This window comes from Streptomyces sp. NPDC002730 (assembly GCF_042888805.1).
Taxonomy (GTDB): domain Bacteria; phylum Actinomycetota; class Actinomycetes; order Streptomycetales; family Streptomycetaceae; genus Streptomyces.
Genome location: NZ_JBIAQG010000014.1, coordinates 13515 through 38516 on the forward strand (window position 1 = coordinate 13515; position 25002 = coordinate 38516).

At 69.6% G+C, this 25002-nt stretch carries 21 protein-coding genes and 2 pseudogenes; 12 read left to right on the forward strand and 11 right to left on the reverse strand.

From position 1 onward, the window contains the following. Window positions 1–5: 5 nt before the first annotated feature. Window positions 6–492, reverse strand: a pseudogene (locus tag ACFYXH_RS31510) (dihydrolipoyl dehydrogenase); the annotation flags it as partial. On the opposite strand from ACFYXH_RS31510, the pseudogene ACFYXH_RS31515 reads away from it, so the two are divergent. Further along, a pseudogene (locus tag ACFYXH_RS31515) lies at window positions 490–878 on the forward strand (LysR family transcriptional regulator substrate-binding protein); the annotation flags it as partial. The pseudogenes ACFYXH_RS31510 and ACFYXH_RS31515 sit on opposite strands and share 3 nt — an antisense overlap. Before the next feature lie 38 nt (window positions 879–916). Here ACFYXH_RS31515 and ACFYXH_RS31520 read toward each other — a convergent pair. The 3 genes from ACFYXH_RS31520 to glgX all read right to left on the reverse strand — a co-directional run bounded on the left by ACFYXH_RS31520 (window position 917) and on the right by glgX (window position 5855). Beyond that, on the reverse strand, window positions 917–1153 hold the full coding sequence (locus ACFYXH_RS31520; protein WP_389570093.1) for a hypothetical protein: 237 nt from the start codon (window positions 1151–1153) through the stop codon (window positions 917–919). Window positions 1154–1237: 84 nt separating this feature from the next. Then, the gene (treY, locus tag ACFYXH_RS31525) at window positions 1238–3598 is read right to left on the reverse strand and encodes a malto-oligosyltrehalose synthase (RefSeq protein ID WP_389570096.1); all 2361 of its coding nucleotides are present in this window, start codon (window positions 3596–3598) and stop codon (window positions 1238–1240) included. A gap of 136 nt (window positions 3599–3734) precedes the next feature. Further along, window positions 3735–5855 (reverse strand): glycogen debranching protein GlgX, encoded by a 2121-nt coding sequence (gene glgX / locus ACFYXH_RS31530; RefSeq protein ID WP_389570099.1) that lies wholly within the window; start codon window positions 5853–5855, stop codon window positions 3735–3737. A 300-nt stretch (window positions 5856–6155) separates the two neighbouring features. Here glgX and ACFYXH_RS31535 point away from each other — a divergent pair, with 300 nt between their 5' ends. Further along, window positions 6156–7388, forward strand: a complete 1233-nt coding sequence (locus tag ACFYXH_RS31535; RefSeq protein WP_389570102.1) for an SAV2148 family HEPN domain-containing protein — start codon at window positions 6156–6158, stop codon at window positions 7386–7388. 72 nt (window positions 7389–7460) lie between these two features. After that, a complete protein-coding gene (locus ACFYXH_RS31540) occupies window positions 7461–8183 on the forward strand; it encodes a 3'-5' exonuclease (protein ID WP_389570105.1) in 723 nt (240 codons plus the stop codon). 167 nt (window positions 8184–8350) lie between these two features. On the opposite strand, the gene ACFYXH_RS31545 is transcribed toward ACFYXH_RS31540, so the two are convergent. Next, complete coding sequence (locus tag ACFYXH_RS31545) at window positions 8351–9202, reverse strand: phosphotransferase enzyme family protein (protein ID WP_389570107.1); 852 nt, start codon at window positions 9200–9202, stop codon at window positions 8351–8353. Between the two features lie 151 nt (window positions 9203–9353). Here ACFYXH_RS31545 and ACFYXH_RS31550 point away from each other — a divergent pair, with 151 nt between their 5' ends. From ACFYXH_RS31550 to ACFYXH_RS31560, 3 genes are read left to right on the forward strand one after another with little or no spacing between them, the layout of a single operon-like run. After that, the gene (locus ACFYXH_RS31550) at window positions 9354–10289 is read left to right on the forward strand and encodes a carbohydrate ABC transporter permease (RefSeq protein ID WP_389570111.1); all 936 of its coding nucleotides are present in this window, start codon (window positions 9354–9356) and stop codon (window positions 10287–10289) included. Further along, window positions 10286–11128, forward strand: a complete 843-nt coding sequence (locus ACFYXH_RS31555; RefSeq protein WP_389570114.1) for a carbohydrate ABC transporter permease — start codon at window positions 10286–10288, stop codon at window positions 11126–11128. Before ACFYXH_RS31550 ends, ACFYXH_RS31555 begins: the two co-directional genes overlap by 4 nt. After that, window positions 11128–12414 (forward strand): ABC transporter substrate-binding protein, encoded by a 1287-nt coding sequence (locus ACFYXH_RS31560; protein WP_389570117.1) that lies wholly within the window; start codon window positions 11128–11130, stop codon window positions 12412–12414. Before ACFYXH_RS31555 ends, ACFYXH_RS31560 begins: the two co-directional genes overlap by 1 nt. A gap of 732 nt (window positions 12415–13146) precedes the next feature. Here the strand turns inward: ACFYXH_RS31560 and ACFYXH_RS31565 are convergent. After that, a complete protein-coding gene (locus ACFYXH_RS31565) occupies window positions 13147–15420 on the reverse strand; it encodes an MMPL family transporter (protein ID WP_389570120.1) in 2274 nt (757 codons plus the stop codon). A 366-nt stretch (window positions 15421–15786) separates the two neighbouring features. Between ACFYXH_RS31565 and ACFYXH_RS31570 the strand changes: the two genes are divergently transcribed. The 3 genes from ACFYXH_RS31570 to ACFYXH_RS31580 all read left to right on the forward strand — a co-directional run bounded on the left by ACFYXH_RS31570 (window position 15787) and on the right by ACFYXH_RS31580 (window position 17967). Further along, window positions 15787–16986 carry a S8 family peptidase gene (locus ACFYXH_RS31570; RefSeq protein WP_389570122.1) on the forward strand — a complete coding sequence of 400 codons (1200 nt, stop codon included), beginning with the start codon at window positions 15787–15789 and terminating at the stop codon, window positions 16984–16986. Window positions 16987–17063: 77 nt separating this feature from the next. Then, window positions 17064–17612 (forward strand): DUF1697 domain-containing protein, encoded by a 549-nt coding sequence (locus ACFYXH_RS31575; protein ID WP_389570125.1) that lies wholly within the window; start codon window positions 17064–17066, stop codon window positions 17610–17612. Continuing rightward, window positions 17605–17967 (forward strand): DUF4440 domain-containing protein, encoded by a 363-nt coding sequence (locus ACFYXH_RS31580; RefSeq protein ID WP_385301396.1) that lies wholly within the window; start codon window positions 17605–17607, stop codon window positions 17965–17967. The genes ACFYXH_RS31575 and ACFYXH_RS31580 overlap by 8 nt, the downstream gene beginning before the upstream one ends. 57 nt (window positions 17968–18024) lie before the next feature. Here ACFYXH_RS31580 and ACFYXH_RS31585 read toward each other — a convergent pair whose 3' ends face one another. Then, a complete protein-coding gene (locus ACFYXH_RS31585) occupies window positions 18025–18861 on the reverse strand; it encodes an aldo/keto reductase (protein ID WP_389570128.1) in 837 nt (278 codons plus the stop codon). A 36-nt stretch (window positions 18862–18897) separates the two neighbouring features. Between ACFYXH_RS31585 and ACFYXH_RS31590 the strand changes: the two genes are divergently transcribed. The 3 genes from ACFYXH_RS31590 to ACFYXH_RS31600 all read left to right on the forward strand — a co-directional run bounded on the left by ACFYXH_RS31590 (window position 18898) and on the right by ACFYXH_RS31600 (window position 21242). Continuing rightward, window positions 18898–19905, forward strand: coding sequence for a ketopantoate reductase family protein (locus tag ACFYXH_RS31590; RefSeq protein WP_389570131.1), 1008 nt, complete (start codon window positions 18898–18900; stop codon window positions 19903–19905). A 55-nt stretch (window positions 19906–19960) separates the two neighbouring features. Next, window positions 19961–20581, forward strand: a complete 621-nt coding sequence (locus ACFYXH_RS31595) for a DsbA family protein (protein ID WP_389570133.1) — start codon at window positions 19961–19963, stop codon at window positions 20579–20581. A gap of 79 nt (window positions 20582–20660) precedes the next feature. Further along, window positions 20661–21242, forward strand: coding sequence for a TIGR03086 family metal-binding protein (locus ACFYXH_RS31600; protein WP_389570136.1), 582 nt, complete (start codon window positions 20661–20663; stop codon window positions 21240–21242). A gap of 40 nt (window positions 21243–21282) precedes the next feature. Here the strand turns inward: ACFYXH_RS31600 and ACFYXH_RS31605 are convergent, their stop codons facing one another. From ACFYXH_RS31605 to ACFYXH_RS31620, 4 genes are read right to left on the reverse strand one after another with little or no spacing between them, the layout of a single operon-like run. Continuing rightward, window positions 21283–22029, reverse strand: coding sequence for a sirohydrochlorin chelatase (locus ACFYXH_RS31605; RefSeq protein ID WP_389570138.1), 747 nt, complete (start codon window positions 22027–22029; stop codon window positions 21283–21285). Between the two features lie 8 nt (window positions 22030–22037). Then, window positions 22038–22931 (reverse strand): ABC transporter permease, encoded by an 894-nt coding sequence (locus ACFYXH_RS31610; RefSeq protein WP_362677222.1) that lies wholly within the window; start codon window positions 22929–22931, stop codon window positions 22038–22040. Further along, complete coding sequence (locus tag ACFYXH_RS31615; protein ID WP_389570142.1) at window positions 22918–23718, reverse strand: ABC transporter ATP-binding protein; 801 nt, start codon at window positions 23716–23718, stop codon at window positions 22918–22920. The genes ACFYXH_RS31610 and ACFYXH_RS31615 overlap by 14 nt, the downstream gene beginning before the upstream one ends. Before the next feature lie 36 nt (window positions 23719–23754). Beyond that, a complete protein-coding gene (locus tag ACFYXH_RS31620; RefSeq protein WP_389570144.1) occupies window positions 23755–24867 on the reverse strand; it encodes an aliphatic sulfonate ABC transporter substrate-binding protein in 1113 nt (370 codons plus the stop codon). Window positions 24868–25002 lie beyond the last annotated feature (135 nt).

Consider the following 25002-nt stretch of genomic DNA (forward strand, 5'->3'; position numbering starts at 1 on the left):
GCGCTTCATGGCTGGTGCAAGCCGCGGTCGGCGAGCGTCAGGAACGTCTCGCCGACCGCCTCCGACAGCGTCGGGTGGGCGTGGATGTGCCGGGCCACGTCGGACGGTTCCGCATCCCACCCGACGATCAGCTGGCTCTCGGCGATCATCTCGGAGACATTCGGGCCGACGAGATGCACGCCGAGCACCCGGCCTCCCCGCTCGGCGAGGACCTTCACAACGCACGCCCTGGCCGTCCACCATGCCCTTGGCGACGGCCGTCAGGGGCATGGTGTTGACGCTCACCTCGATACCGCGGGCGCGCGCCTCGGCCTCGCTCAGGCCCACCGCTGCGGTCTGCGGCGAGGAGTACGTGACCCGGGGGACCGTGGCGTAGTCGACGGGCGGGCAGACGCGTCCAGCCAGCGTCTCGGCGGCCAACAGACCCTCGGCGAACGAGGCATGGGCCAGGCCCGGCGAGGGCGGCGGCAGCAGATCCCCGACCACATGGACCACACCTGGGTGCGGTGCGCGATGGAACCCGTGGTGGAGGGACAGGCCTTCCTGGACTGGGCGTTCGCCAAGGCCGGCTTCACGCCCCGGACGGCGGTGCGGACCGAGCACACCTCGACGGCGGTACGCATGGCGGCGGCGGGGGTCGGCATCGCGACCGCGCCTTCCCATGTCGTGCGGGGAGCGGTCGGTGAGGACTGCATGGTGCTGGCTGCGGACCCTCCGTGCGGCGCGCACTGACGGTCTTCTCCCGCGTGGAGCTGACGGGCGCGGCGGCGGCCTTCGCGGACCTGCTGCGCACGTCGAGGCCGTACGGCGGGGCGGCCGCGCCCTCACGCGTACGGGCGTACGCGGACTGCGACGCGGAAACCGGGGCGGTCGCCTGAGAGTTACCCGCGCCACGGGGGACACGTCCACGCCCCCATCAGGGGGCCGTGCAGACGCACTGTGGGATGTCGTCGGGTGGACCGCGTACGTCCTTGCCCGGCGCCCAGCCGAACGGCAACAGGCCGACCTCGTCACGGAGTTCTGCCGCTGGTCGCCCGCCGTCGGGGTGCGGGGTCGCTCCGCCGTCGGTGTCGTGCCCGGCGGGAAGTGCGTCGCGCAGCTCTCCGTGCGCGAGAAGGCGCTCGCTTCCTCTCTCGCCAATGTGCTCGACCACCCCGACCAGCCGGCGGTCGATCCGCTGCGGGACGATCCCGGTCAGCCCACCTTCGGGCCGGGGACTGCCCCGTCGCCACGGCCCTCACACGCTCGCCGCGGACCCTTCTCCTACCGCCCTCCGGCTGAGCAGCGCCACCGGACGTTCCGCGAACAGCTCGGCCAGCGGCACCGGCCGGCCGCCGGTGAACTCCCGTTCCGGAGCGAGCAGATCGGCCCACCTCCCCGCAGGAAGTGTCAGCTCCGTGCCCGCCCAGCCGCCCGCCCGGTCCAGCCGCAGCGAGAGCCGAGTGACCGCCGTGACGACCTCACCCGTCCGGCAGAAGGCCAGGCAGTGCTCGGCGGCGGGTCCATCCGCATGCAGCGGTGCGTACGTACCCGACTCGCCGAAGACCTCGGGGCGTTCCCGGCGCAGCCGCAGCGCCGCCGTCGTGACCGTCGTCTTCTCGTTCGGCGGCCCCTCATCGAACGGCCGCCGGTTGTCCGGGTCCACCAGGGCGAGGAACTCCCGCTCCGTGCCCTGGTAGAGGTCCGGCACGCCCGGCATCGTCAGCTGCACCAGCGCCGCGCCCAGCACATTGGCCCGTACATACGGCTCCAGCTCACGGGCGAACAGCGCCACCGAGTACAGCGGCGGGCCCGCCGGGCCCGCGCCGGCGAACGCGGTGACCGCCTCCTCGTATGCCGGATCCGGCTCCGTCCAGCTGGTCAGCAGCGCCGCTTCGCGCGCGCTCTTCAGCAGCGCCGTCGACAATCTGCCCTCGGACGGGATGCCGAAGCCGACAGCCGTCTGCCAGACCACCCACGCCAGATGCGGATCGGGCGCGCGTCCGCCTTCCAGCCGCGCCGCTTCCTCCGTGATGCGTGCGAGGAAGTCCGCCCACTTCTCCGGGCATTCGGACAGCACGGCGATCCCGGCCCGTACATCCGCGCTGCGCTTGGTGTCGTGCGTGGTCAGTACGGTGCCGGTGGCCGGCCAGTCGCGGGCAAGGCGTTCGCAGTACGCATGGAACAGTTCCGGGCCCACCGCCGGACTCCCCGGGTCGCCGCCCACCTCGTTCGCCGAAATCAACGGCACATACCGGTAAAAGGCGGTGTCCTCCACGGACTTGGCGCGCAGTGCGGACGAGGTCTGCGCGAAGCGGGCACGGAACGCGTCATGGTCCGGGCCTTCGCCGAGCCGCCCGAGCGCCAGGTCCCGCACCACCTCGACGGCCTCGGCCTCCTCGACGACCGCGAACGCCGCCTTCGCACCGAGCGCCGCCGCCGGGGGCAGCGCCTCCTCGCCGCCGATGCGGTACGGACGGTAGACGGGGACCCGCACCAGCAGCTCCCGGACCGCCGCGCGCAGCGCCCAGGGCGCGTGGTCGCGCAGCGCCGGATCCGCGGTGCAGACGCGCCCGGCCAGGCGGGTGAGCGCCGCGGTCTCGGCTGCCAGTTCATGAGTGACCACCTTGTACGCGGCGCGGCGCACCGTCGCCTCCCAGTAGCCGCCGCGGTCGCCCGCCGGCCCCGCGAACTCCCGGTAATGCGCGACCAGTTCGGACTCACCCGCCGGATCGGTGAACAGGCCGTCGATATGCCGCAGCGCGTCGTAGCCCGTCGTGCCGGCCACCGGCCAGCCGGTCGGCAGCCGTTCGTCCCCGGTGAGGATCTTCTCGACGACCGTCCAGCAGGCCGCGCCCGTCGCCTCGTCGAGCCGCCGCAGATACGCCTCGGGGTCGGCGAGACCGTCCGGATGGTCCACCCGCAGGCCCTCGACCACTCCGTCCCGTACCAGCTCGAGGATCTTCCCGTGGGTCGCGTCGAAGACCTCCGGGTCCTCCACCCGTACGCCGATCAGCTCCGAAATGGTGAAGAAGCGGCGGTAGTTGAGCTCGGTACGAGCCAGCCGCCACCAGCCGAGCCGGTACCACTGCGCGTCAAGCAGCTCGGGCAGCGCCAGCTTCGCCGTGGACTCACGGAGCGGGAAACGCTGCTCACCGTAGTGCAGTACGTCCCCTTCGACCCGCATCCCGCCAAGCTCGTCGCCGATCCGGCCCGCCAGCACCGGCAGCAGCACCTTCCCGCCGCCCGCCTCCCAGTCGATGTCGAACCAGCGGGCGTACGGCGACAGCGGCCCTTCGCGCAGCACCTCCCACAGCGCCGCGTTGTGCCGCGGCACGGCCGCCATATGGTTCGGGACGATGTCCAGGACGAGTCCGAGACCGTGTTCGCGCGCCGTGCGGGCCAGCCGCCGCAGACCCTCCTCGCCGCCCAGCTCGTCCCGTACCCGGGCGGGGTCGACGACGTCATAGCCGTGCGTCGACCCGGGTACGGCCTCCAGCACCGGCGACAGATGCAGATGCGAGACGCCGAGCCCGGCGATGTACGGGACCGCTGCCGCGGCGGCCGAGAACGGGAAGTCCGGCTGGAGCTGCAGCCGGTATGTGGCGGTGGGCGTCATGCGAACGTACGTACCCAGCTTGAGGGCTTCTGTGTCATCGGCCCGTGCACGGGTACCGGCCGTTCGGACTACTGGGTGGGCGAACCCCCTGCTCGGGCGCGCCGCGGACCGGCACGGCCGAGCAGGGTGGTGACGGCTATGCAGGCCGCCGCAGCACCGTCAGACTCCGCCCCAGCAGCGGCACCCGTTCACCGGCCGCCACCTTCGGCCCCTCGCCCGGCGGGACCCCCTCCTTGCGTGCCGTGTCCACGACCACCTGCCACTGCCGGCCGTGGTTCACCGGCACCGCGAAGTCCAGCTCGTCCGCGCTGGCGTTGAACATCAGCAGGAACGAGTCGTCGGCGATCCGCTCGCCCCGCGGCCCCGGCTCCGAAATCGCATGGCCGTTCAGGAACACCGACAGCGCCTTGGCGGACGCCGACTGCCAGTCCCGCTGGACCATCTCCTCACCTTCCGGAGTGAACCAGGCGATGTCGGAGAGCTCGTCGTGCGTCCCCTCCACCGGCCGGCCGTGGAAGAAACGCCGCCGCCTGAAGACCGGATGGTCGCGCCGCAGCCACACCATCGCCCGGGTGAACGCCAGCAGTGTGCCGTCCTCGTCCGCGCCCGGCTCCGGCCAGCGCACCCAGGAGACCTCGTTGTCCTGGCAGTACGCGTTGTTGTTGCCGCCCTGCGTACGCGCGAACTCGTCGCCGTGGCTGAGCATCGGCACACCCTGCGAGAGCATCAGCGTGGCGATGAAGTTGCGCATCTGCCGGTCCCGCAGATCGAGCACCTCGGGGTCGGTCGTGTCCCCCTCCGTGCCGCAGTTCCAGGACCGGTTGTGATTCTCGCCGTCGCGGTTGCCCTCGCCGTTCGCCTCGTTGTGCTTGTCGTTGTACGAGACCAGATCGTGCAGCGTGAAACCGTCGTGGCAGGTGGTGAAGTTGATGGAGGCGAGCGGCCGCCGCCCGTCGTCCTGGTACAGGTCGGACGAGCCGGTCAGCCGGGATGCGAACTCCGCCAGCGTCCGTGGCTCGCCCCGCCACAGGTCCCGCACGGTGTCCCGGTACTTGCCGTTCCACTCGGTCCACAGCGGCGGGAAGTTCCCCACCTGATAGCCGCCCTCGCCCACGTCCCACGGCTCGGCGATCAGCTTCACCTGACTGACCACCGGGTCCTGCTGCACCAGGTCGAAGAACGAGGACAGCCGGTCCACCTCGTGGAACTGCCGGGCCAGCGTGGCCGCCAGGTCGAAGCGGAAGCCGTCGACATGCATCTCGGTCACCCAGTAGCGCAGCGAGTCCATGATCAGCTGCAGTACATGGGGGCTGCGCATCAGCAGTGAGTTCCCGGTGCCGGTCGTGTCCGTGTAGTAGCGCGGATCGTCGGACAGCCGGTAGTACGAGGCATTGTCGAGGCCCCGGAAGGAGAGCGTCGGCCCCAGATGGTTGCCCTCCGCCGTGTGGTTGTAGACCACGTCGAGGATGACCTCGATGCCCGCCTTGTGCAGCGCCCGTACGGCCTGCTTGAACTCCAGCACCTGCTCGCCCCGGTCGCCCCAGGACGCGTAGGAATTGTGCGGCGCGAAGAACCCGATGGTGTTGTAGCCCCAGTAGTTGTTCAGCCCCGCGTCCACCAGCCGGTGGTCGTTGACGAACTGATGCACCGGCATCAACTCGAGCGTCGTGACGCCCAGTTCGGTCAGATGCGAGATGACGGCGGGGTGCGCGAGCCCCGCGTAGGTGCCGCGCAGCTCTTCCGGCAGCTCCGGATGCAGCATCGTGAGGCCCTTCACATGGGCCTCGTAGATCACCGTGCGGTGGTAGTCGGTACGCGGCGGCCGGTCGTCGCCCCAGTCGAAGTACGGGTTGACCACGACGGAGGCCATCGTGTGCGGCGCCGAGTCCAGATCGTTGCGCGAGTCCGGCTTGCCGAAGTGGTAGCCGTACACCGTCTCGCCCCAGTCGATGCTGCCGCTGATCGCACGGGCGTACGGATCGAGGAGCAGCTTCGCGGAGTTGCAGCGCTGCCCGCGCTCCGGGGCGTACGGACCGTGGACCCGGAATCCGTACCGCTGACCCGGCATCACGCCCGGCAGATAGGCGTGCCGTACGAAGGCATCGGTCTCACGCAGCTCGACGTCCGTCTCCGAGCCGTCGTCGTGCAGTAGGCACAGTTCGATTCGTCGGGCGGCTTCTGAATACACCGCGAAGTTGGTGCCGGCGCCGTCGTACGTGGCACCGAGTGGATACGCCTGTCCCGGCCAGACCTGCATAGATATGACTCTTCCACTTCTGATCCGGGTGCTGGGGGGCACTTGGCCCAGATCCTCCCCGAAAGTATCGCCGGTGAGACGCCTCCTCAGGGGAGGACGCCGCGGTCAACATCGGGTTCCTCGGACGCCCCGGGGACGTAACCGCTATGAATCCGCTCACTCCGGCAGATCTCGCCAGGCAGAAGGGCCGGATATGGAAAGGGAGTTGGGAAAGGACACTGCCGTTCCGGCTGCACCGTGTCCCGCAGGCGGAGTACTCTTCCTTGATCGTTGAAGGGGGAAGGGAAGAGGGGTGCGCGGGTGAGCTCGGGAGGGCTGGAGCTACCCCCAGGTGACGCTGGTCACGAGGGGGACTCCGCCGACGCGCCGCCCGGAGCGGTCTCCCTCGCACAGCCGATGGAGATCGGGGCGGAACTGGACTGGGGCGCGGACGCCTGGAGCGAGGTGCGTACGCGCGCCCAACGTGCCGGGCGGGCCTACATTTGGCTGAACCTGGTGGAGCAGCGGCTGCGGGCCGTGGTGGCAGCGGTGCTGCGCCCCATCTATGAACCGGTGCACGGCGACGACTGGGTGGTGGCCGCGGCGGGGCCCGCGGGGCAGGAGTGGGTACAGCGCGCGGTCGCCGTACGGGAGGTCTCGCGCCGCAAGGGCTATCTGCTGGACCCGGCGGACGACAATGTCCTGTCCTTCCTGACCCTCCCGCAGCTGCGGGAGCTGATGGTCCAGCACTGGCCGTGCTTCGAGCCGTACTTCGACGACCGGCGCGATGTCGAGCTGGCGCTGGACGAGCTGGAAGTCGCGCGCAATGTCGTCTCCCGCAACCGCGCGCTGAACGAGGCGGTGCTCGCCCAGGCCGAGCGCGCCTCCGCCCGGCTCCTGGGGATACTCGGCAGCGGCGCGGGCGTGCCCTCGGCCGACCGCCTCCCGGTCGACGCGGTCGAGGATCTCGTCGGCGACCGTTACGCGGATGTGGTCTCCGTCCACCCCGACCGGGTCCGGCTGCAGCGCCAGCTCCCCGCCGAAGACCTCTTCGGCGGTGCGCGCCGCCTCGACGCGATCGGCATAGGCCTGAACCTCCTGGTCCAGAACTTCTCCGGACGACGGCTGGTCCACCTGGCCGAATCCGGATGCCGGGTCCGGCTCCTCTTCCTGAACCCGGCGAGCAGTGCGGTCAAGCGCCGCGAACGCGAACTGGGTCTGAAGAAAGGCGAGCTGAGCCGCACGGTGGAGATGAACATTCTCCATATGCGCCGCGTCCGCTCGCGCCTGCGCGACCCGGGCGCCTTCGAGATCCAGGTCTTCGACGAGACACCGCGCTTCACCGCCTACCTGGTCGACGGCGACGGCCCGGACGGCCTCGCCGTCATCCAGTCCTATCTGCGCCGGGCGCGGGGGATGGAGGCGCCGGTGCTGGTGCTGCGGGGCGGGGGGCGTGCGGTGGTTCGCGCCGGTCATGACGGCGAGAACGGACTTTTCCAGACATACCGCGAGGAGTTCGAGTCCGTATGGGCGGACTCGCGTCCCGTCTCCTGAGTTGTCAGTGGCACGTGGGAGGGTGAAAGTCCACGGGGGGAACGCACCACCGCACCACGAAGGAGGGCCACGATGGCTTGGCACGGGGAACCGCTGGTCGGCTTCGATCTGGAGACGACGGGTACGGAGCCGCTGGAAGCGCGGATCGTGACGGCGGCGATCGTCGGGGTGCAGTCGGGGGAGCCGGTCCGGCGGCGGGGCTGGCTGGCGGACCCGGGCATCCGCATCCCGGCGCAGGCGTCGGCGATCCACGGCATCAGCAGCGAGCGGGCTACGGCGGAGGGCCGTCCGGCGCGCGAGGTGGCGGACGAGATCGCGGAGACACTGAGCGGGTACTGGGCGCAGGGGGTGCCGGTCGTCGCGTACAACGCGGCATTCGATCTGACGCTGCTGACGGCGGAGTTGCAGCGCCACGACCTGCCCTCCCTGACGGACCGCCTTTCGGGCCGCCCGATCGGCCCGGTGATCGACCCGTACACCATCGACCGGGCGGTCGACCGCTACCGCAAGGGCAAGCGCACACTGGAGGCGGTCTGCGTCGAGTACGGCGTGGTCCTGGACACGGCCCACGATGCGTCCGCGGACGCACTGGCGGCGGTGCGGGTGGCCCGCGCGATAGCCGAACGGCACGGCTCGGTTGCGGCGTTGACTCCGGCGGAGCTGCATGAGCGCCAGGTCGAGTGGTACGCGGAGTGGGCGACGGACTTCCAGCGCTTCCTGCGGAAGAAGGGCAGCGCGGACGCGGTGGTGGATGCGTCCTGGCCGGTGCGGGAGCTGGTGCCGTCGGTGGGCTGAGCCCGGGGTCTTCTCCCTCAATCGCCGGCGAGGCCTGAAATCAAGCCCGTCCGGCGATTGAGGACACGCGCGAAACGCGTTCGGGGCCCAGGGTGGGCGAAGCCCTTGGTTAGGGGAAGGGGCGGGGTGGGGAACATGCCCCGCCGCAGGCGTCCGCCCTCGTACCGTCAGAACGCGTGCCAGCGCACCCTCTCCGCACCCTCCCGCAGTGACGCGACCCGCCGAGCGAACTCCTCCCGCGCCGCCGGGTTCGTCGGGGCGTGCTGCGCCACCCATGCGCAGCTTGCCGTTTCGCGGGCACCGCGCAGGACCGCGCAGCCGGGCCACTCACGGACGTCCCAGCCGTACGCCTCGGTGAACGACTCATACGCCTCGGGCGCCAGTCCGTAGCGGTCGCGGGACAACGCCATGACCACCAGGTCGTGCTCGCGGAGGTCCGACGAGAATGTCTCCAGGTCCACCAGGACCGGGCCGTCCGGGCCCACATGGACGTTGCGGGGGAGTGCGTCGCCGTGGATCGGGCCCGGCGGCAGATGTGAGGTGAGCGCGGACGCCGCCTCGGCGAAACCGTCGCGGCGCTCGCGCAGATAGTCCGCGTCGCCCGGGTCGATCGCCTCGCCCGCAAGACGCAGCCAGCGCTCGACGCCTCCGAGCAGTTCCCGCGGCGGAAGGGAGAAGGACGGGGAGCCAAGCGCATGGATCCGACGCAGCAGCCGCGCCAGATCCGCCGGCTCCGCCGGACGTACCGCATCCGGCAGCCGGTGCCACACCGTCACCGGATGGCCCTTAACCAGCCGCGGCTTCGGCTCGGCCGCCCGCACCGCCGGCACTCCTTCCTCCGACAGCCAGGCGGCGATGGAGAGTTCACGCTCCGCCCGCGCCATCAGTTCCGCGTCTCGGCCGACCTTGACGACCACCTCGCCCGCCCCGAACACCGCGTTCTCGCCGAGCGCGAGCAGCGCCGCATCGGCAGGAAGTCCCGCAGCCGCCAGCACCGCGCGTGCCCGTGTCTCGTCCATTGGTCTCTCCCACCGCTCCCGCCGCTCGCACGAATCCGCCAAAGTCTCGCATCCATGCAGGTTGGGTTGACGAACCGACGGACCGTCAGCACGATGACGGAGGCCGCCTGGGCGGCCGGACCAGGATGGGCCGCCCAAAGGAGTCGAATCCGTGACATTGGCGACGGCAACGCCGCGGTCCAGTAAGCCGCGGTCCCAGAATGCGCGGTCCAGGAAGCAGCCGGACCACGGGGCCTGGTTCCTCGTGCTGCCTGCCCTGATCCCGATTCTGGTGCTGAGCGTCGGGCCGCTGCTCTACGGCATATCGCTCGCCTTCACCGATTCCCAGGCGGGCCGCACCGAACCCACCCAGTGGATCGGGACGCTGAACTTCCAGGACCTGCTTCACGACACGCTCTTCTGGGACTCGTTCAGGATCGGTCTGCTCTGGGCGATCGGCGTGACGGTCCCACAGTTCCTGCTCGCGCTCGGTCTCGCTCTCCTGCTCAACCAGAACCTCCGCTTCCGCTGGCTGGCGCGCGCCCTGGCGATCATCCCCTGGGCCATGCCCGAGGTCGTCGTCGGCATCATGTGGCGGCTCGTATACAACCCCGACGCGGGCATCCTGAACGAGACCATTCGTGACCTCGGGCTGGGAGACGGACGGGACTGGCTGACCGGACTCGCCACCGCGCTGCCCGCCGTGATCGTCGTCGGGATCTGGGCAGGCATGCCGCAGACCACCGTCGCGCTGCTCGCGGGACTTCAGAACACCCCGCACGAGCTCCACGAGGCCGCCGCGCTCGACGGCGCCGGTGCCTGGCGCCGGTTCCGTACCGTCACCTGGCCCGCTCTCAAGCCCGTCGCGCTGGCCATCACCGCGCTCAACCTCATCTGGAACTTCAACTCCTTCGCCCTGGTGTACGTGCTCACCAACGGCGGACCCGGCGGCCGCACCCGCCTCCCCATGCTCTTCGCCTACGAAGAGGCCTTCCGCTACGGCCAGTTCGGCTACGCCGCCGCGATGGGCTGCGTCATGGTCGCGGTGATCTCGGTGATGCTCGCGCTCTACCTCGTAGGACGGCTCAAGGAAGGGGCGGAGCAGTGACAACGCTGCGCACCAGCAGGTCCGGCCGCGCCGGCCAGTACGTGGCGCTCCTCTGCTACCTCGTCTTCCTCGCGTTCCCTTTCCTCTGGCTGATCTCCACCGCCTTCAAACCGCCGCGCGAACTGGGCTCGCTGCACCCCACCTGGATTCCGAACGACCCCACCCTCGACAACTTCCGGCAGGCCTTCGACGAGCAGCCGCTCCTCCAGGCCGCCGGCAACAGCCTGATCGCGGCCCTGTCCGCCGCGCTGATCGCCGTCGTGATCGCGACGCCCATGGCCTACGCCATGGCCCGTAACCGCAACAGGCTCTCCGCCGCAGCCACCGGCTGGGTCGTGGTCAGTCAGGCGTTCCCGTTCGTCCTGGTGATCATTCCGCTGTTCCTGATCCTGAAGAACCTGCATCTGATCAACACACTGTTCGGTCTGATCATGCTGTACGTCGTCTGGTCGCTGCCGTTCGCGCTCTGGATGCTGGTCGGGTACGTACGGGCCGTGCCGCGCGAGCTGGAGGAGGCGGCGTCCGTCGACGGCGCGGGCAAGCTCCGCACGCTCGTCTCGGTCACCGCCCCGCTGCTCGCGCCCGGCATCGTCGCCACCGCGCTGTTCGCCTTCATCACCGCATGGAACGAGTTCTTCTTCGCGCTCGTCCTGCTCAAGACTCCGGAGAAGCAGACCTTGCCGGTCGTCCTCACGCACTTCCTCGGCGCGGAGGGCGTCGCGGATCTCGGGCCGCTTGCCGCTGCCGCGTTCCTCGCGACGATTCCCTCGCTCGTCATCTTCGCGATTATTCAGAAGCGAATCACGGGCGGGATGCTGACAGGGGCGGTGAAGAGCTGATGCGGAGAGTCGCGGCCGCGGCCGCCGTGTGCACGCTACTGCTGACCGGCTGCTCCGCCGACGGCGGAGCCGACAGCGGAAGGATCAGGCTCCGCTTCCAGTCCCTGGCCTGGCAACAGGAGTCCGTCGACGCCAACAAGGACCTGGTGAAGGAGTGGAACACGAGCCACCCCGACGTCCAGGTGGAGTACGTCCAGGGCAGCTGGGACAGCGTCCATGACCAACTGCTGACCTCCTTCGAGGGCGGCGAGGCGCCGGACATCATCCATGACGCCTCCGACGACCTCGCCGACTTCGCGTACGGCGGCTACCTCGCCGATCTGAGTGGGCTGCTGCCGGAGCGCCTCACGTCGGACATCCCGCGGCAGAGTTGGGAGACGGCGACCTTCGACAAGGGGGTCTACGGCGTGCCCTTTCTCCAGGAACCGCGCGTTCTCATCGCCAACAAGAAGATCCTCGACTCCTCAGGGGTCCGCATTCCGACGGCCGGGAAGCCGTGGAGCTGGGAGGAGTTCCGCCAGGTCACCAAGACGCTCACGGAGAGGATGGGGGAGGGGAAGTACGGTGTCGCCTGGCCGCTCAAGGAGCCGGTCTCGGCCACTCTCAACCTCTCCCTCTCCACCGGCGGCCAGGTCTTCCACCGCGGCGCGGACGGCAAGGTCGAGGTCCGCTTCGACGCGGCCGACCAGGTGGTGCCCCGTACCATCAACGCACAGGTCAACACCGACGGGAGCGCATCGCGCACCACTCTCGGCTCGGGCGGCTCCGACACCCTGCCCGGCTTCTTCGGCGGCAAGTACGCGATGGTCCCGCTCGGCTTCTCCTACCGCCAGCAGATCGTCCAGCAGGCGCCGAAGGGCTTCGAGTGGCAGGTGCTGCCCGCCCCCGCGGGAGCCGGTGGCCTCACCCAGGGCGTGAGCCCGCAGACCCTCTCTGTCGCCGAGGACAGCCCGCACAAGAAGGAGGCGGCCGAGTTCATCGACTTCATGCTCCAGCCGCGGAACATGGTGCGGCTGGCGAAGGGCGACTGGATGCTGCCGACGGGTACGAAGGCACTGGCTGACCCGGCCCTGCACACCGAGAAGGAGGGCTGGTCCACGGGCGCCGCGCTGGCGCGGGAGCTGCGCTCAGCGCCGGCCCAGTCGGTGCGGGGCTACCCGGAGTGGAAGGACAAGGTCGCGACGCCGGCGCTGCAGGAGTACTACAGCGGCGCGATCGACGCGGCCGAGCTGGAGAATCGCCTCGTCAACGACGGCAACCTGGTGCTGTCCCGCTACCAACGCTGACGCCCGGGGGCGCGGGTCCGTTTTCCCCCACCCCGCCCCTTCCCGAAACTGTGGGCGGCGCCCCCAGGCCCCCTGTTGAGGGAGCTGACGCCCCCCCCGCGTGCCCGGAGCGGCAGCTTCGCGCCGCAGACCACAGGCGCGGCTTGCCGGCAGGGGGAGGGGCGTTGGGGGCTGGAGCCCCACACCCGCTTGCGGCAGCTTCGTGCCGCGGCCGCAGGCAGAGGGTCCCACTCCGAGTGGGAGGACGTTGGGGGCTGATGCCCCGACACCCCCGGTGCGGCGGCTTCGTGCCGCGAACGCGGGGGCTAAGCCCCAACGCCGACAAGTGCGGGCACCCGAGAGGCCGGGGGCGCGTCCCTGGCAGGGGGACGCGCAGGGGTCGTGTTCTGGACGTAAAGCGTCGCAACTCGCGCGAAGCGCGGTGAGGAAAGCAGTCCAGGACACGAGCCCCGGAGCGGACCCCGGACGGCCACCGACACAAGACCGGGCACGCCCAAGCACCCAGGACCCGCACCCCGTCAGGGACCCGCACCCGCAAAGGGCCCGCACCCCGTCAGGGACCCGCACCCGCAATGCACCCCGCCACGGACTCCGCACCGCGCCAGGGACCCGCACCCGCAAAGGGCCCGCACCCCGCCAGGGACCCGCACCCCGCCAGGGACCCCGCACCGCGCAAAACACCCGCGGCCCGGGAGCGCGCGCTCCCGGGCCGCGGGGGGCATCAAACCCGCCTCAGACGCGGGCCGGTTCCGGTCGGCCGTCGTCGTGGCGCGGCGTCCCCGCCGGCGCCCCAACCGGCGCCACCGCCGACTCGTCATGCGTCAGATCCGGCAGCCACCGCAGCCACTTCGGGAAGTACCAGTTCCGGTCACCCAGCAGCGCCATGATCGCCGGGAGCAGCACCCCGCGGATGACCGTCGCGTCGATCAGAACCGCCGCCGCGAGGCCGACGCCCATCTGCTTCATCGACTGCATCGACAGCGTGCCGAAGATCGCGAACACCGCGACCATGATGACCGCCGCGCTTGTCACCACGCCCGCCGTCGTCACCACGCCATGGGTGATCGCCTCCCGCGTACCACGCCCCTGCATCTTCGCCTCGCGGATCCGGGACACCACGAACACGTGGTAGTCCATCGAGAGTCCGAAAAGGATCACGAAGAGGAACAGCGGCAGCCACGTGATGATGGCGCCCACGCCCTCCGCGCCGACCAGCGACGCGCCCCAGCCGTGCTGGAAGACCGCGGTGAGGATGCCGTACGCCGCGCCGACCGACAGCAGGTTGAGCACGATCGAGGTGATCGCGATCGTCAGCGACCGGAACGACAGCAGCATCAGGATGAAGGCGAACACCACCACAAAGGCGAAGACGGGTGTCACGGCCCCGGCGAGCTGATCGTTGAAGTCCTTCGAGCCCGCGACCTGACCGCTGATCGGCGCCTGGAGGCCGTCGATTCTGCCGAGTGTCGCCGGGCGGACCTCCTTGCGCAGGATGTCCAGGCTCTTCTCCGCCTTGTCCTGGTCGGAGCCGCCCACCAGCGGTACGTATACGAATGCCAGGTTCTGCGCGTCGTGCCGGACCACCTCGATGGGCCCCCGGGACGCACCCGAACTCACCGCCTGCTTACGGAAGTCGTCGATCGCCTGCTTCACCGGCGTCGCGTTGATGTCGTCCGCCTTGACGATGACTTCCGCCGGGTCCGCACCGCCCGGGAAAGCCTCGTTGATCCGCACGTATGTCGCCACGATCGGTACCGAGTCGCCGAACTCCTGGTCCAGCGTGAGGTTCTGCGTCTTCATGTCGAGCGCGGGCAGTGCGATGGCGACCAGCGCTCCTGCGGCCACCACCAGCGACACCGCGGGACGCTTCAGTACGCCGCCGAGGACCCGGTTCCACACCCGGCTGCCGCTGTTCGTGCCGTTCACGCCGCGCTTCATGCGGCTGAGGAAGGGGATCCGCCCCTTCTCCACCCGCTCGCCGAGCAGCGAGAGCAGCGCCGGCAGCACCGTCACCGAGCCGACCATCGCCACGGCCACTACGATCAGCGAGGCCAGGCCCATCGACTCGAACGTGCCGATGCCGGTGAAGAGCATGCCGGCCATCGCCACGCACACCGTTACGCCGGAGACGATGACGGCTCGGCCACTGGTCGCCGCGGCGATCTGCATCGCCGTGTGCGCGTCGTGTCCTGCGGCCCGCTCCTCGCGCTCGCGCCGCAGATAGAACAGGCAGTAGTCGACGCCGACCGCCAGACCCACCAGCAGCATCACGGAGCTTGCGCTGTCGCTCATCGGCTGGAAGTGGCTGACGACGCCCATCAGCCCCATCGTCGCCATGATCGCGGTGATGGCCAGAGCTACCGGCAGCAGTGCGGCCACCAGCGCGCCGAAGGCGATCAGCAGAATGCCGAGCGCGACCGGCACCGCCGAGAGCTCCGCCTGCTGGAAGTCGTCGCCGAACGCGTCGTCGAAGGTCTTTCGCATGCTGGCGCCGCCGATCTCCTCGATCCGCAGCTCCTTGTGCCCGTCCTGGACCGTGGCAACGGCCTTGAGTACCGGCTCGATCCGGTCACCCGCCGTCTCGGGGTCCCCGCGCACATCGAACTGGACGAGCGCGCTGCGTCCGTCCTTCGAGATGCTCTTGGTGTCGTACGGAGACGTCACCGCGGTGACCGCGCCCGTGTCGCCGACCGCCTTCATCACCTCGTCGACGGCCTTGCGGAATCCCGCGTCGGTGGCCTTCACCGAGCCGTTGCGCGCCTGGACGAGTACCGTCTCGCCGGCCGGCTCCTCGACGCCCGCCTCCGCTGTGATCTTCGCGGCCTGGGTCGTCTCACCCTTCAGCTGTTCGCTGTCCTTGAGCTTGACGGTGCCCGCCGCCGAGCCGGCCGCCATGGCGAGAATGACGAACAACACCCAGATTCCCACTGCCGCCCAGCGGTGTCGCGCGCTCCATCCACCGGCTCGCGCGGCGATTCCGCGCGGACCTCTTCCTGCTTTCCCCATGACGGTCCTGCCCCCTCGAAATGACGTCGGCGCCTCGCCGTTGTCTCCGCTTCGAAGTTAAGGGCACATTCAGGCCGTCTCCTCCTGCTCGCCGGTGACCCGGAGAGGTGGTCCTCTCCTCCTTTCGGACCGTCGTATCCCCGACAAGAAGGATCGAAGCCCCTTACATCTAAAGGGGGTTGGGGGTGAAGTCCGACTTGTGGGGCCCTGGCCGATTCATTATTACGAAACCTTGTTGAGTAAGTCACAGCTGTATGAAGGTCTTGATCTGGGCGCGTCAATCGGTCAGGGTTTCGAATCAGCCCCCGGAGATTTTCCGTCCGACGGGCAATCCCCCCACAAATGATGACGAGGAGCCCCCTCTTCATGGCAACTCACAAGCGTGCGAGCAGGATCAAGCTCACCGCGGCGATAACCGCCGTGGCTGCCGCAGCCGGAGTGACCGTACTCAACACCTCGTTCGCCGGAGCGGCGCCCTCCCCACAGGGCACCATCTACGGTGCGAATGCCGCAGGCGCGATCGACGGCAGCTACATCGTGATGCTGGACAAGAAGGCCGACAAGCAGGACCTGGCCAAGGAGTACGGCGGCAAGCTGCAGCGCAACTACAGCTCCGCCATCAACGGCTTCTCCGCCAGCGGCCTCACGGAGACCGAGGCCAAGCGCCTCGCCGCCGACCCGTCCGTCGCCAAGGTCGTCCAGAACAAGAAGTTCTCGATCAACGCGACCCAGGACAATCCGCCGTCCTGGGGCATCGACCGGATCGACCAGGCCGACACGGCCGGCGACAAGAAGTACACCTACCCGGACAGCGCGGGCGAGGGTGTGACGGCGTACGTCATCGACACCGGAGTCCGTATCACCCACAAGGACTTCGTGGGTCGCGCCACGCACGGCTTCGACGCCGTGGACAACGACGACTCCGCCGACGACGGCAACGGCCACGGCACCCATGTCGCCGGCACCATCGCCGGCGCCACTTACGGTGTCGCCAAGAAGGCGAAGGTCGTCGCCGTCCGTGTCCTCGACAACAACGGCTCCGGTACGACGGAGCAGGTCGTCGCGGGTATCGACTGGGTCACCAAGAACCACAAGGGCCCGTCCGTCGCCAACATGAGCCTCGGCGGCGGCGCCGACGAGGCGCTCGACGAGGCTGTCCGCAAGGCGATCGCCTCCGGCGTCACCTTCGCCGTCGCGGCCGGCAACGAGTCCGCCGACGCGAGCCAGGGCTCCCCGGCGCGCGTCAAGGAAGCGATCACGGTTGCCTCCTCCACCAAGGAGGACCAGCAGTCGGACTTCTCCAACTTCGGCGCGGTCGTGGACATCTACGCCCCGGGCTCGGACATCACCTCGTCGTGGAACGACAGCGACGAGGGTACGAAGACCATCTCCGGCACCTCGATGGCGACCCCGCATGTGGTCGGCGCCGCGGCGGTCTACCTCGGCGGTCACAAGGACGCCACCCCGGAGCAGGTCGCCAAGGCGCTGACCGACGGCGCCACGCCCGACAAGATCTCCAACCCCAGCGCGGGCACGCCCAACAAGCTGCTGAAGGTCGTCGAGTAGCCGACGGACTCCATCGCTGAACCGGCGGTCGCCGTGCCCTCCCCCACGGGGCGCGGCGGCCGCCTTATTGTGTGGCGATGACCACGAGGTATGCGGCCCTGCTGCGCGGGATCAATGTGGGTGGGCACAGGAAAGTGCCCATGGTGGAACTCCGTGAACTGCTCGCGGAACTGGGTCACGGCGACGTCGCCACGTATCTGCAGAGCGGCAACGCCGTCTTCACCAGCGACTCGGACGACGAGAAGGCACTCGGCGCCGCTCTGGAGCGGGCCATCGAGAAGCGCTTCGGCTTCGGCGTCGACTGCCTGGTGCGCAACGGTACGTATCTGAGGGCGGTCGCCGACGCGTGCCCCTTTCCCGCCGCCTCGCTCGAGGGCAGGCAACTGCACGTCACCTACTTCTCGGAACGTGTCGGCCCCGAGCGGCTCGCCCCCATCGACGTATCGGCGCATCTGCCGGAGGAGTTCCGGCTCGGTGACCGGGTGCTGTATCTGTATGCCCCGAACGGCCTCGGCCGCTCCAAGCTGGCCGAAGCGCTCGCGAAACCGAGCCTGTTCAAGGGCATCGTCGCTACCAGCCGTAACTGGAACACCGTCCTCAAACTGGTGGAGCTGACCCGTGACTGATCTCACCAAGGCCGTCCATGGAGCCATGGAGGCGGAGTTCCGTCTTCTCGACCCGATGGTGCGCTCCTCGCCCCAGCTGCTTGCCGATCTGTTCCACCCGGAGTACCTGGAGTTCGGTACCTCGGGCAGGCGCTGGGACCGGGCGTCGATCCTCGCCACCCTCATGGCGCGGGACGTGCCCGCGCCGCGGCCCATCACCACCTCGGAGATGAAGGGTGTACAGCTCGCACCGGACGTGGTGCATCTGACCTTCGACACGGAGTCGGGCGCTCACCGTGCCCACCGCAGTTCGCTGTGGCGCCTGACCAGTGGCAACTGGCTTCTCTACTTCCACCAGGGCACACGGGCTCAGTGAGGAAAGAGCAGGCCACCGGAGGGTCGGTCACCGAGGAGCCGGTCACCGAGGAGCCGGTCACCGAAGGGCCGTCAGATCCGCCTCCGTGAGCCGGATCGTGGCCGCGTCCAGGTTCTCCTCCAGATGCGCGAGCGATCCGGTACCCGGCGTCGGACACAGCACCCGGGAGCGGTGCAGCAGCCAGGCGAGGGCGATTTGGCCCCTGCTCGCGCCATGGTGTGCGGCGACCGTGTCGAGCGCGGCGGCGGCCTCGCCGGTCAGGGCTCCATTGGCGAGCGGGAACCACGGCAGGAAGGCGAGACCGTTCGCCTCGCACACCTCGAGCACCGCCTCCGACTCCCGGTCGATGAGATTGAAGCGGTTCTGCACCGAGGCGATCGGCGCGAGAGCCAGCGCTTTTCTCAGCTGACCGGCGGTGACCGTGTCCAGACCGATGTGCCGGATCTTGCCCTCGTCCCTCAACTCCTCAAGCGTGCCCAGTTGTTCGGCGAGCGGCACCTCCGGGTCCAGTCGGTGCAGCTGGTACAGGCCGATCGTCTCCGTACGCAGCCGGCGCAGACTCGCCTCGCACATCGCGCGCAACTGCTCGGGCCGTCCCGCGATATGCCAGGCACTGTCGCTCGTACGTACCACCCCGCCCTTCGTCGCGAGGACCAGGTCGGCCGGATACGGGTGCAGCGCCTCGGCGACCAGCTCCTCGGCAAGGTGCGGTCCGTAGTTGTCGGCGGTGTCGATGAGCGTGACGCCCCGTTCGACCGCCCGCCGCAGCACCGTGAGGGCGTCCGCGCGCTCACCGCGCGGCCCCCAGTACCCCCGGCCGGTGAGCTGTGCGGTGCCGTAGCCGAGTCGTCGTACGGTCCGCTCCCCGCCGAGCCGGAAAGTCTCCAAGATCATTGCTGGACCGTACCCGAATGTGCGAGCCTCGTACGTATGCGCTACATCATCATCGGGGCAGGGGCGATCGGCGGCACCATCGGCGGACGGCTTGCCGAGGCGGGGCACGAGGTGATGCTCGTCGCACGCGGCGCGCACTTCGAGGCGCTGCGGACGAATGGACTGCGGCTCACCACGGCAGAGGGGACCAGTACGCACCGGCTGCCCGTCGTGGACCGGCCCGGCGCGCTCGAACTGCGCCCGGACGACGTCCTGTTCCTCACGGTGAAGACGCAGGACAGTACGGCCGCGCTGGAGGACTGGGCCGCGCAGCCCGTGGCCGGCGGCGGTACCGCGGGCGAACTGCTGCCGCTGGTCTGCGCACAGAACGGCGTGGAGAGCGAGCGCCTTGCCCTGCGCCGCTTCCGCCGTGTGTACGGCATGTGTGTCTACCTTCCTGCCAGCTACCTCGAGCCGGGTTCGGTCTCGGCCGTCGGTGCTCCGCTGACCGGCGTCCTGCACCTGGGCCGCTATCCGTCCGGAACGGACGAGACCGCGCTGCGTATCTCCGCCGACCTGGAGAAGTCCAGGCTGCTCGCACCGGTCGTCCCCGATGTCATGCGCTGGAAGTACGCGAAGCTGACCAACAATGTCGCCAACGCCGTCGAGGCCGCCACCGGAGTGATCGCCGACGAGGACGGTGTCCGGCTCGCCAGGCGTGCGACGGCGGAGGCCCGCGCGGTGCTCGCGGCCGCGGGAATCGAGGTGGTGAGCGAGGCGGAGCAGAAGGAGTTCAGGAGCGACAAGATCCGCTTCGATCCGCTGGACGGCTCCAAGCGCGGCGGCGGCTCGTCCTGGCAGAGCCTCAACCGCGGTACGGGCACGATCGAGGCCGACTACCTCAACGGCGAGATCGCCCTGGTCGGCCGTATCCACGGCGTACCCACGCCGGTGAACGACGCCCTGCAGCGCGTCGCCAACGGCTTCGCCCGCGCAGGCACGGCCGCCGGATCGATGTCCCTCGCCGAGCTGACCGCACTCGTCGACGCCGAAGTGGCCCAGTGATTCACGCTGTAAATGGCCCAGGTGCTGGGGCCACTCCGAGCCTAGCCTGAGGGCTATGAATACTGCGGGAAACAAGACCGCGGTCGACTTCTGGTTCGACCCCGCCTGCCCCTTCGCCTGGATCACCTCCCGCTGGATCCTGGAGGTCGAGCGGAAGCGCGACATCGAGCTGCGCTTCCGGCCGATGAGCCTGTATCTGCACAACACCGGCAATGAACTGCCCGACTGGTACCGCGAGTTGGTCGACAAGTCGATCGGCCCGGTACGGGTGGCGGTCGCCGCGGCCGAGCAGCACGGCGACGGGATCCTGCGCGATCTCTACACCGCCTTCGGCACCCGTATCCATGAGCAGGGCAACAAGGACTTCGACGAGGTCATCGCCGAGGCCCTCGCCGAGCTGGGACTGTCGGAGTCCCTCGCGAAGGCCGCGCACGACCCGGCGCACGACGAAGCGGTACGCCACAGCCATGAGGCGGGCAAGGACCCGGCGTCCGACGCGTATGTCGGCACGCCCACCATCCATGTCGACGGCACGGTCTGGTTCGGCCCGGTCCTCAACTCGATCCCGCGCGGCGAAGAGGCGGCCCGGCTCTTCGACAGCTTCCGTGTCATCGCCGGCTTTCCGGACTTCTTCGAGCTCAAGCGCACCCGCACCGGCAGCCTCGCCTTCGACTGAGCCAGGGCCGCGCGGGGCTGTCCGGCGGCGTCGCGTTTGTTCAAGACCCGGCCCCGCGACCGAAAATAGTGTGCTGTGCATGGACAAGGACACCGTGTACCCGTACCTGACCGAGTGCGCCACCGAAGCCGCCCGTATCGCCCGCGGCGTCAGCGCCGACCAGCTGACCGCACCGACGCCCTGCAAGGAGTGGGACGTCCGCGGACTCGTCAACCATCTCGTCCTCTACTCCTCGCACGGCCTCGAGCACCGTGCCCTGCGCAAGCAGCTGCCCGAGGAGCTCACCGGCCGCGACTTCACCACCGAGGCCGACTGGGCGGAGCAGTACGCGGCTCAGCTGGACCGCGCCATTGCCGCCTGGTCCGATCCGGCCGTCTGGGAGGGCGAGGTGGACCTCGGTTTCGCCGCGATGCCCGCGCCCGAGATCGCCTCGCTGATCACCAAGGAACTGGCCGTCCACGGCTGGGACCTGGCTCGCGCGACCGGGCAGGACCACCGGATCTCGGAGGCGGCCGCGGCGCTGATCCTGACCGTCGTCGACGAGCACGCCGAGGTCTACCGCCAGTACGACGGCTTCGCCGACCCCGTACCGCAGCCGGACGAGGCTCCGGCCTTCGAGCGGGCGCTGGCCGACAGCGGCCGCGACCCGCGGTGGGCTTGATGGCCGGCCCGTCCGGCGATCGGGAACAGCGCGGCCACGTTCACGCGGTGACCGCCAGCGGCCGGTCGACCCGCACCGCGTCGTAGCGCCGGAGCAGCAGCCGCGCCAGCTCCGGCGCGGCGCCCAGGACATCGGCGATCACGTCCGCATCCTCGGCCCCGCGGGCGATGCGGTCCGGGAGAAAGCCCGGAGCGATGACATACGGAGCCACCGCCACCTGCCGTACGCCCTCGGCCCGGAGCTCGCGCACCGCGTCCTCGGTGCGCGGAAGGGATGCGGAGGCGAACGCAGGCCGCACGGCGCACCAACCGGTGTGCCGCAGCTCCCGCGCGATTTCAGCGATCACTGCGATCGCCTCCGGGTCTGTGGAGCCCGCCGAGGCCAGAACCAGCCCCGTCGAGCGCTTCTGGGACGGGTCGAGCCCGGCCTCGTACAGCCGCCGCTCCAGGGCGGAGAGGAGCAGCGGGGACGGGCCCAGGACGTCGGCCTGACGGATCCGCAGGCGCGGCAGCCGCGCCGAAGCCTCGTGCAGTACGGCGGGGATGTCGGCCTTCGCGTGGAAGGCGCGCGTCAGCAGCAGCGGGAGCGCGACCACATCCTCGACGCCCTCGGCCGCCAGCCGCTCCAGCACCCTGGGGACGGTTGGGGCGTTGAAGTCGAGGAAGCCCGTCTCCACGCGCAGCCCCGGCCGCAGCGAACGGGCACGCTCCACCAGGGCGTGCACGGTCGCCGCGTGCCGCGGGTCGCGGCTGCCGTGGGCGATGACGAGGAGGACAGGACGGTGCATGACGGAGCTCAGTTCTTCACAAGGAGACCGCGGCTGCGCAGCACCCACCGCTCCAGCGGACTGAAGATCAGCAGGTCGATCGCGATACCGACGATCAGGATCAGAATGATGGCGAGGAAGACTCCGGGCATGTCGGCGTTGTTGCGGCCGTTCTCGAGCAACTGGCCGAGGCCCAGGCCCAGTTCGGGCGAGGAGGCGATGATCTCCGCGGCCATCAGTGAACGCCAGGAGAACGCCCAGCCCTGCTTGAGCCCCGCCACATAGCCGGGCAGCGCGGCCGGCAGCACTATGTGCCACGTTCCGCGCAGCCCGGTCGCGCCGAGAGTGCGCCCGGCCCGCAGGAACAGCGGCGGCACCTGGTCGACACCGGACACGAGTCCGTTGGCGATGGACGGCACAGCGCCCAGCAGGATCACCGCGTACATCATCGACGGTTCGAGGCCGAGCCAGATGACGGCCGGCGGCACCCAGGCGACCGACGGGAGCGACTGCAGCCCGGACAGGATCGGACCGATCGCCGCCCGTACGAACTTCACCCGGGCGACCAGCAGCCCCAGCGGCGTACCGATGGCGAGCGCCATCAGGAAGCCCAGCAGACCGCGCGAGACGCTGGTCCACACGACCTCGAGCAGTGTGCCCTCCAGCCACATCTGGGACACGCTGTCCCACACCGCGGACGGCGCGGGCAGCTTGTACTCCTCGGTGACCTTCGCCCAGACCAGCACCTGCCACACCACGATCACCAGCGCGACGGCGATCAGCGGTGGCAGGACCTTCTTCAGCAGCACCTCGCGTACGGGCGTGCGGTTGACCTGCACCGCGTCGAGTGCGTCGAGGCCGGCTTCCAGACCGGCGAGATCGTCGGCCTTCGCCACCTTCGGGGTGGTGTCAGTGCTGGCCATGTCGGCGGATCTCCCCACGCAGTTCTTCGGTGATCTCGACGGACAGCTCCGCCACGGCGGCATCCTCGATACGGCGCGGCTGCTCGATGTCGACCGTCCACTCCCGGGCGATCCGGCCCGGACGCGATGACAGCAGCACCACCCGCTCCGCCAGCCGCACCGCCTCACGGACGTTGTGCGTGACAAAGAGAACCGAGACGTTCGTCTCGCGCCAGATCCGGGTCAGCTCGTTGTGCAGCACGTCCCGTGTGATGGCATCCAGCGCCGCGAACGGCTCGTCCATCAGCAGCAGTTGGCTGTCCTGCGCCAGGGCCCGCGCCATCGCGACGCGCTGCCGCATACCACCCGACAGCTCGTGCACCCGCTTGTCGTACGAACCCTGGAGGCGTACGAGCTCAAGCAGCCGCTCCGCCTCGATGCGCCGCTCACCCTTGGACACGCCGCGCAGCCGCAGCGCCAGTTCGATGTTCTTGCCCGCGGTCAGCCACGGGAACAGCGCATGCTCCTGGAACATCAGGGCGGGCCGCCCGCCGGGGGTCTCGATGGACCCCGCGGTCGGACGGTCGAGCCCCGCCACCAGATTGAGCAGCGTCGACTTTCCGCACCCGGAGGCTCCCAGGAGGGTGACGAACTCACCCGGAGCGACATCGAGACTGATGTCGTCCAGCACGAGCTGCTGCCCGGAAGGTCCGGCGAAGGACTTCGAGACATGCTCGAGACGGGCGGCGGGCAGGTCCGCCGCACGGTCCTCGGCCTGGGCCTTGTCCTTGGTGAGGGTCTGGGCCATGGTCGTCACCTCCTGGGAGTGAACGGGGAGCGAGGGTTACTTGACGCCGAGCGAGGCGTCGGCGACCTCGGGCTTGCCCGCGGCCTTGAGGACCTTGTTCAGCGGCTTCAGGTCGTAGATCCCGGCGAGGTCGGGCTGCTTCAGCAGACCGGCCTTGACCGCGTGCTCGGCCTCCGCCTGCAGCGTCGCGGCCAGCGGGTCGTCCGTGAACTGGATGGACTTCCACGCCGGGTCGATAACCTCGGGCGGCAGCGCCTTGCCGCTGAGCTCCTTGAGCTTGGCGTTCGCGGACGCCTTCGCCTTGTCCGGGTTGGCGTTGATCCACGCGTTGGTCTTCACCGAGCCGCGCAGCACCGCCTCGACGACGTCCGGGTGCTCCTTGAGGAACTTCTGCGACACGATGATGTTCGTGATCACGAACTTCTTGTCGGGCCACAGCGTCGACTCGTCGAGCAGCACCTTCCCGCCCTCGCTGACCAGCTTGGACGCGGTCGGCTCCGGCACCCACGCGCCGTCGATGGCACCGGACTTGTAGGCGTCCGGGGTGACCTTGTTCTCCGTACGGACCACGGAGACGTCGCCCTTGCCGCTCTGGGCGTCGACCTTCCAGCCCTTCTCGGAGATCCAGTTGAGGAACGCCACGTCCTGGGTGTTGCCGAGCTGCGGCGTGGCGATCTTCTTGCCCTTGATGTCGTCCAGGGACTTGATCTTCTTGGGGTTGACGACGAGCTTCACACCGCCGGACGCGGCGCCGCCGACGATCCGCAGGCTCTGGCCCTTGGACTTGACGTAGCCGTTGATGGACGGCGAGGGGCCGATGAAGCCGATGTCGATGGAACCCGCGTTCAGCGCCTCGATCTCGGAGGGGCCGGCATTGAAGGTCGAGGCGGCCAGCTTGGTGCCGCCCAGCTCCTTCTGGATGATGCCTTCCTGGTCGCCGACCAGGGCGGTGGCGTGCGTGAGGTTCGGGAAGTATCCGACCTTCACGGTGTCCAGGCCGCCGACTTTCTCGCCCTTGGCGGCGGGAGCGACCTTGTCGTCCTTCTTGGCGTCCGAGCCGTAGCCGCAGGCGGTGAGAGCCACGGCGAGCAGGGGAAGGGCGGCGGCAGCGGCGAGGCTGCGGCGCAGGGTGATACGGGTGGCAGGCACGGGAGGGTTTCCTCTCGGAGGCCCGGTTCTTACGTCACTTCGGACGTGGCCGGGGTATCGGCGGTCTTCGTCGGTGCAGGGTGCGGGGGGTGCGGGCGCGCAGGCAGTGCGCGTACGTCATCGCGCACATCGCGC

Excerpts from the sequence above, each read along its gene's own strand:
- ACFYXH_RS31595 (WP_389570133.1), top strand. The coding sequence starts at position 19,961 with ATGAATACTGCGGGAAACAAGACCGCGGTCGACTTCTGGTTCGACCCC.
- ACFYXH_RS31560 (WP_389570117.1), top strand. The coding sequence starts at position 11,128 with ATGCGGAGAGTCGCGGCCGCGGCCGCCGTGTGCACGCTACTGCTGACC.
- ACFYXH_RS31575 (WP_389570125.1), top strand. The coding sequence starts at position 17,064 with ATGACCACGAGGTATGCGGCCCTGCTGCGCGGGATCAATGTGGGTGGG.
- ACFYXH_RS31590 (WP_389570131.1), top strand. The coding sequence starts at position 18,898 with ATGCGCTACATCATCATCGGGGCAGGGGCGATCGGCGGCACCATCGGC.
- ACFYXH_RS31615 (WP_389570142.1), bottom strand. The coding sequence starts at position 23,718 with ATGGCCCAGACCCTCACCAAGGACAAGGCCCAGGCCGAGGACCGTGCG.
- ACFYXH_RS31570 (WP_389570122.1), top strand. The coding sequence starts at position 15,787 with ATGGCAACTCACAAGCGTGCGAGCAGGATCAAGCTCACCGCGGCGATA.
- ACFYXH_RS31610 (WP_362677222.1), bottom strand. The coding sequence starts at position 22,931 with ATGGCCAGCACTGACACCACCCCGAAGGTGGCGAAGGCCGACGATCTC.
- ACFYXH_RS31605 (WP_389570138.1), bottom strand. The coding sequence starts at position 22,029 with ATGCACCGTCCTGTCCTCCTCGTCATCGCCCACGGCAGCCGCGACCCG.
- ACFYXH_RS31600 (WP_389570136.1), top strand. The coding sequence starts at position 20,661 with ATGGACAAGGACACCGTGTACCCGTACCTGACCGAGTGCGCCACCGAA.
- ACFYXH_RS31540 (WP_389570105.1), top strand. The coding sequence starts at position 7,461 with ATGGCTTGGCACGGGGAACCGCTGGTCGGCTTCGATCTGGAGACGACG.
- ACFYXH_RS31545 (WP_389570107.1), bottom strand. The coding sequence starts at position 9,202 with ATGGACGAGACACGGGCACGCGCGGTGCTGGCGGCTGCGGGACTTCCT.
- ACFYXH_RS31585 (WP_389570128.1), bottom strand. The coding sequence starts at position 18,861 with ATGATCTTGGAGACTTTCCGGCTCGGCGGGGAGCGGACCGTACGACGA.
- ACFYXH_RS31565 (WP_389570120.1), bottom strand. The coding sequence starts at position 15,420 with ATGGGGAAAGCAGGAAGAGGTCCGCGCGGAATCGCCGCGCGAGCCGGT.
- treY (WP_389570096.1), bottom strand. The coding sequence starts at position 3,598 with ATGACGCCCACCGCCACATACCGGCTGCAGCTCCAGCCGGACTTCCCG.
- glgX (WP_389570099.1), bottom strand. The coding sequence starts at position 5,855 with ATGCAGGTCTGGCCGGGACAGGCGTATCCACTCGGTGCCACGTACGAC.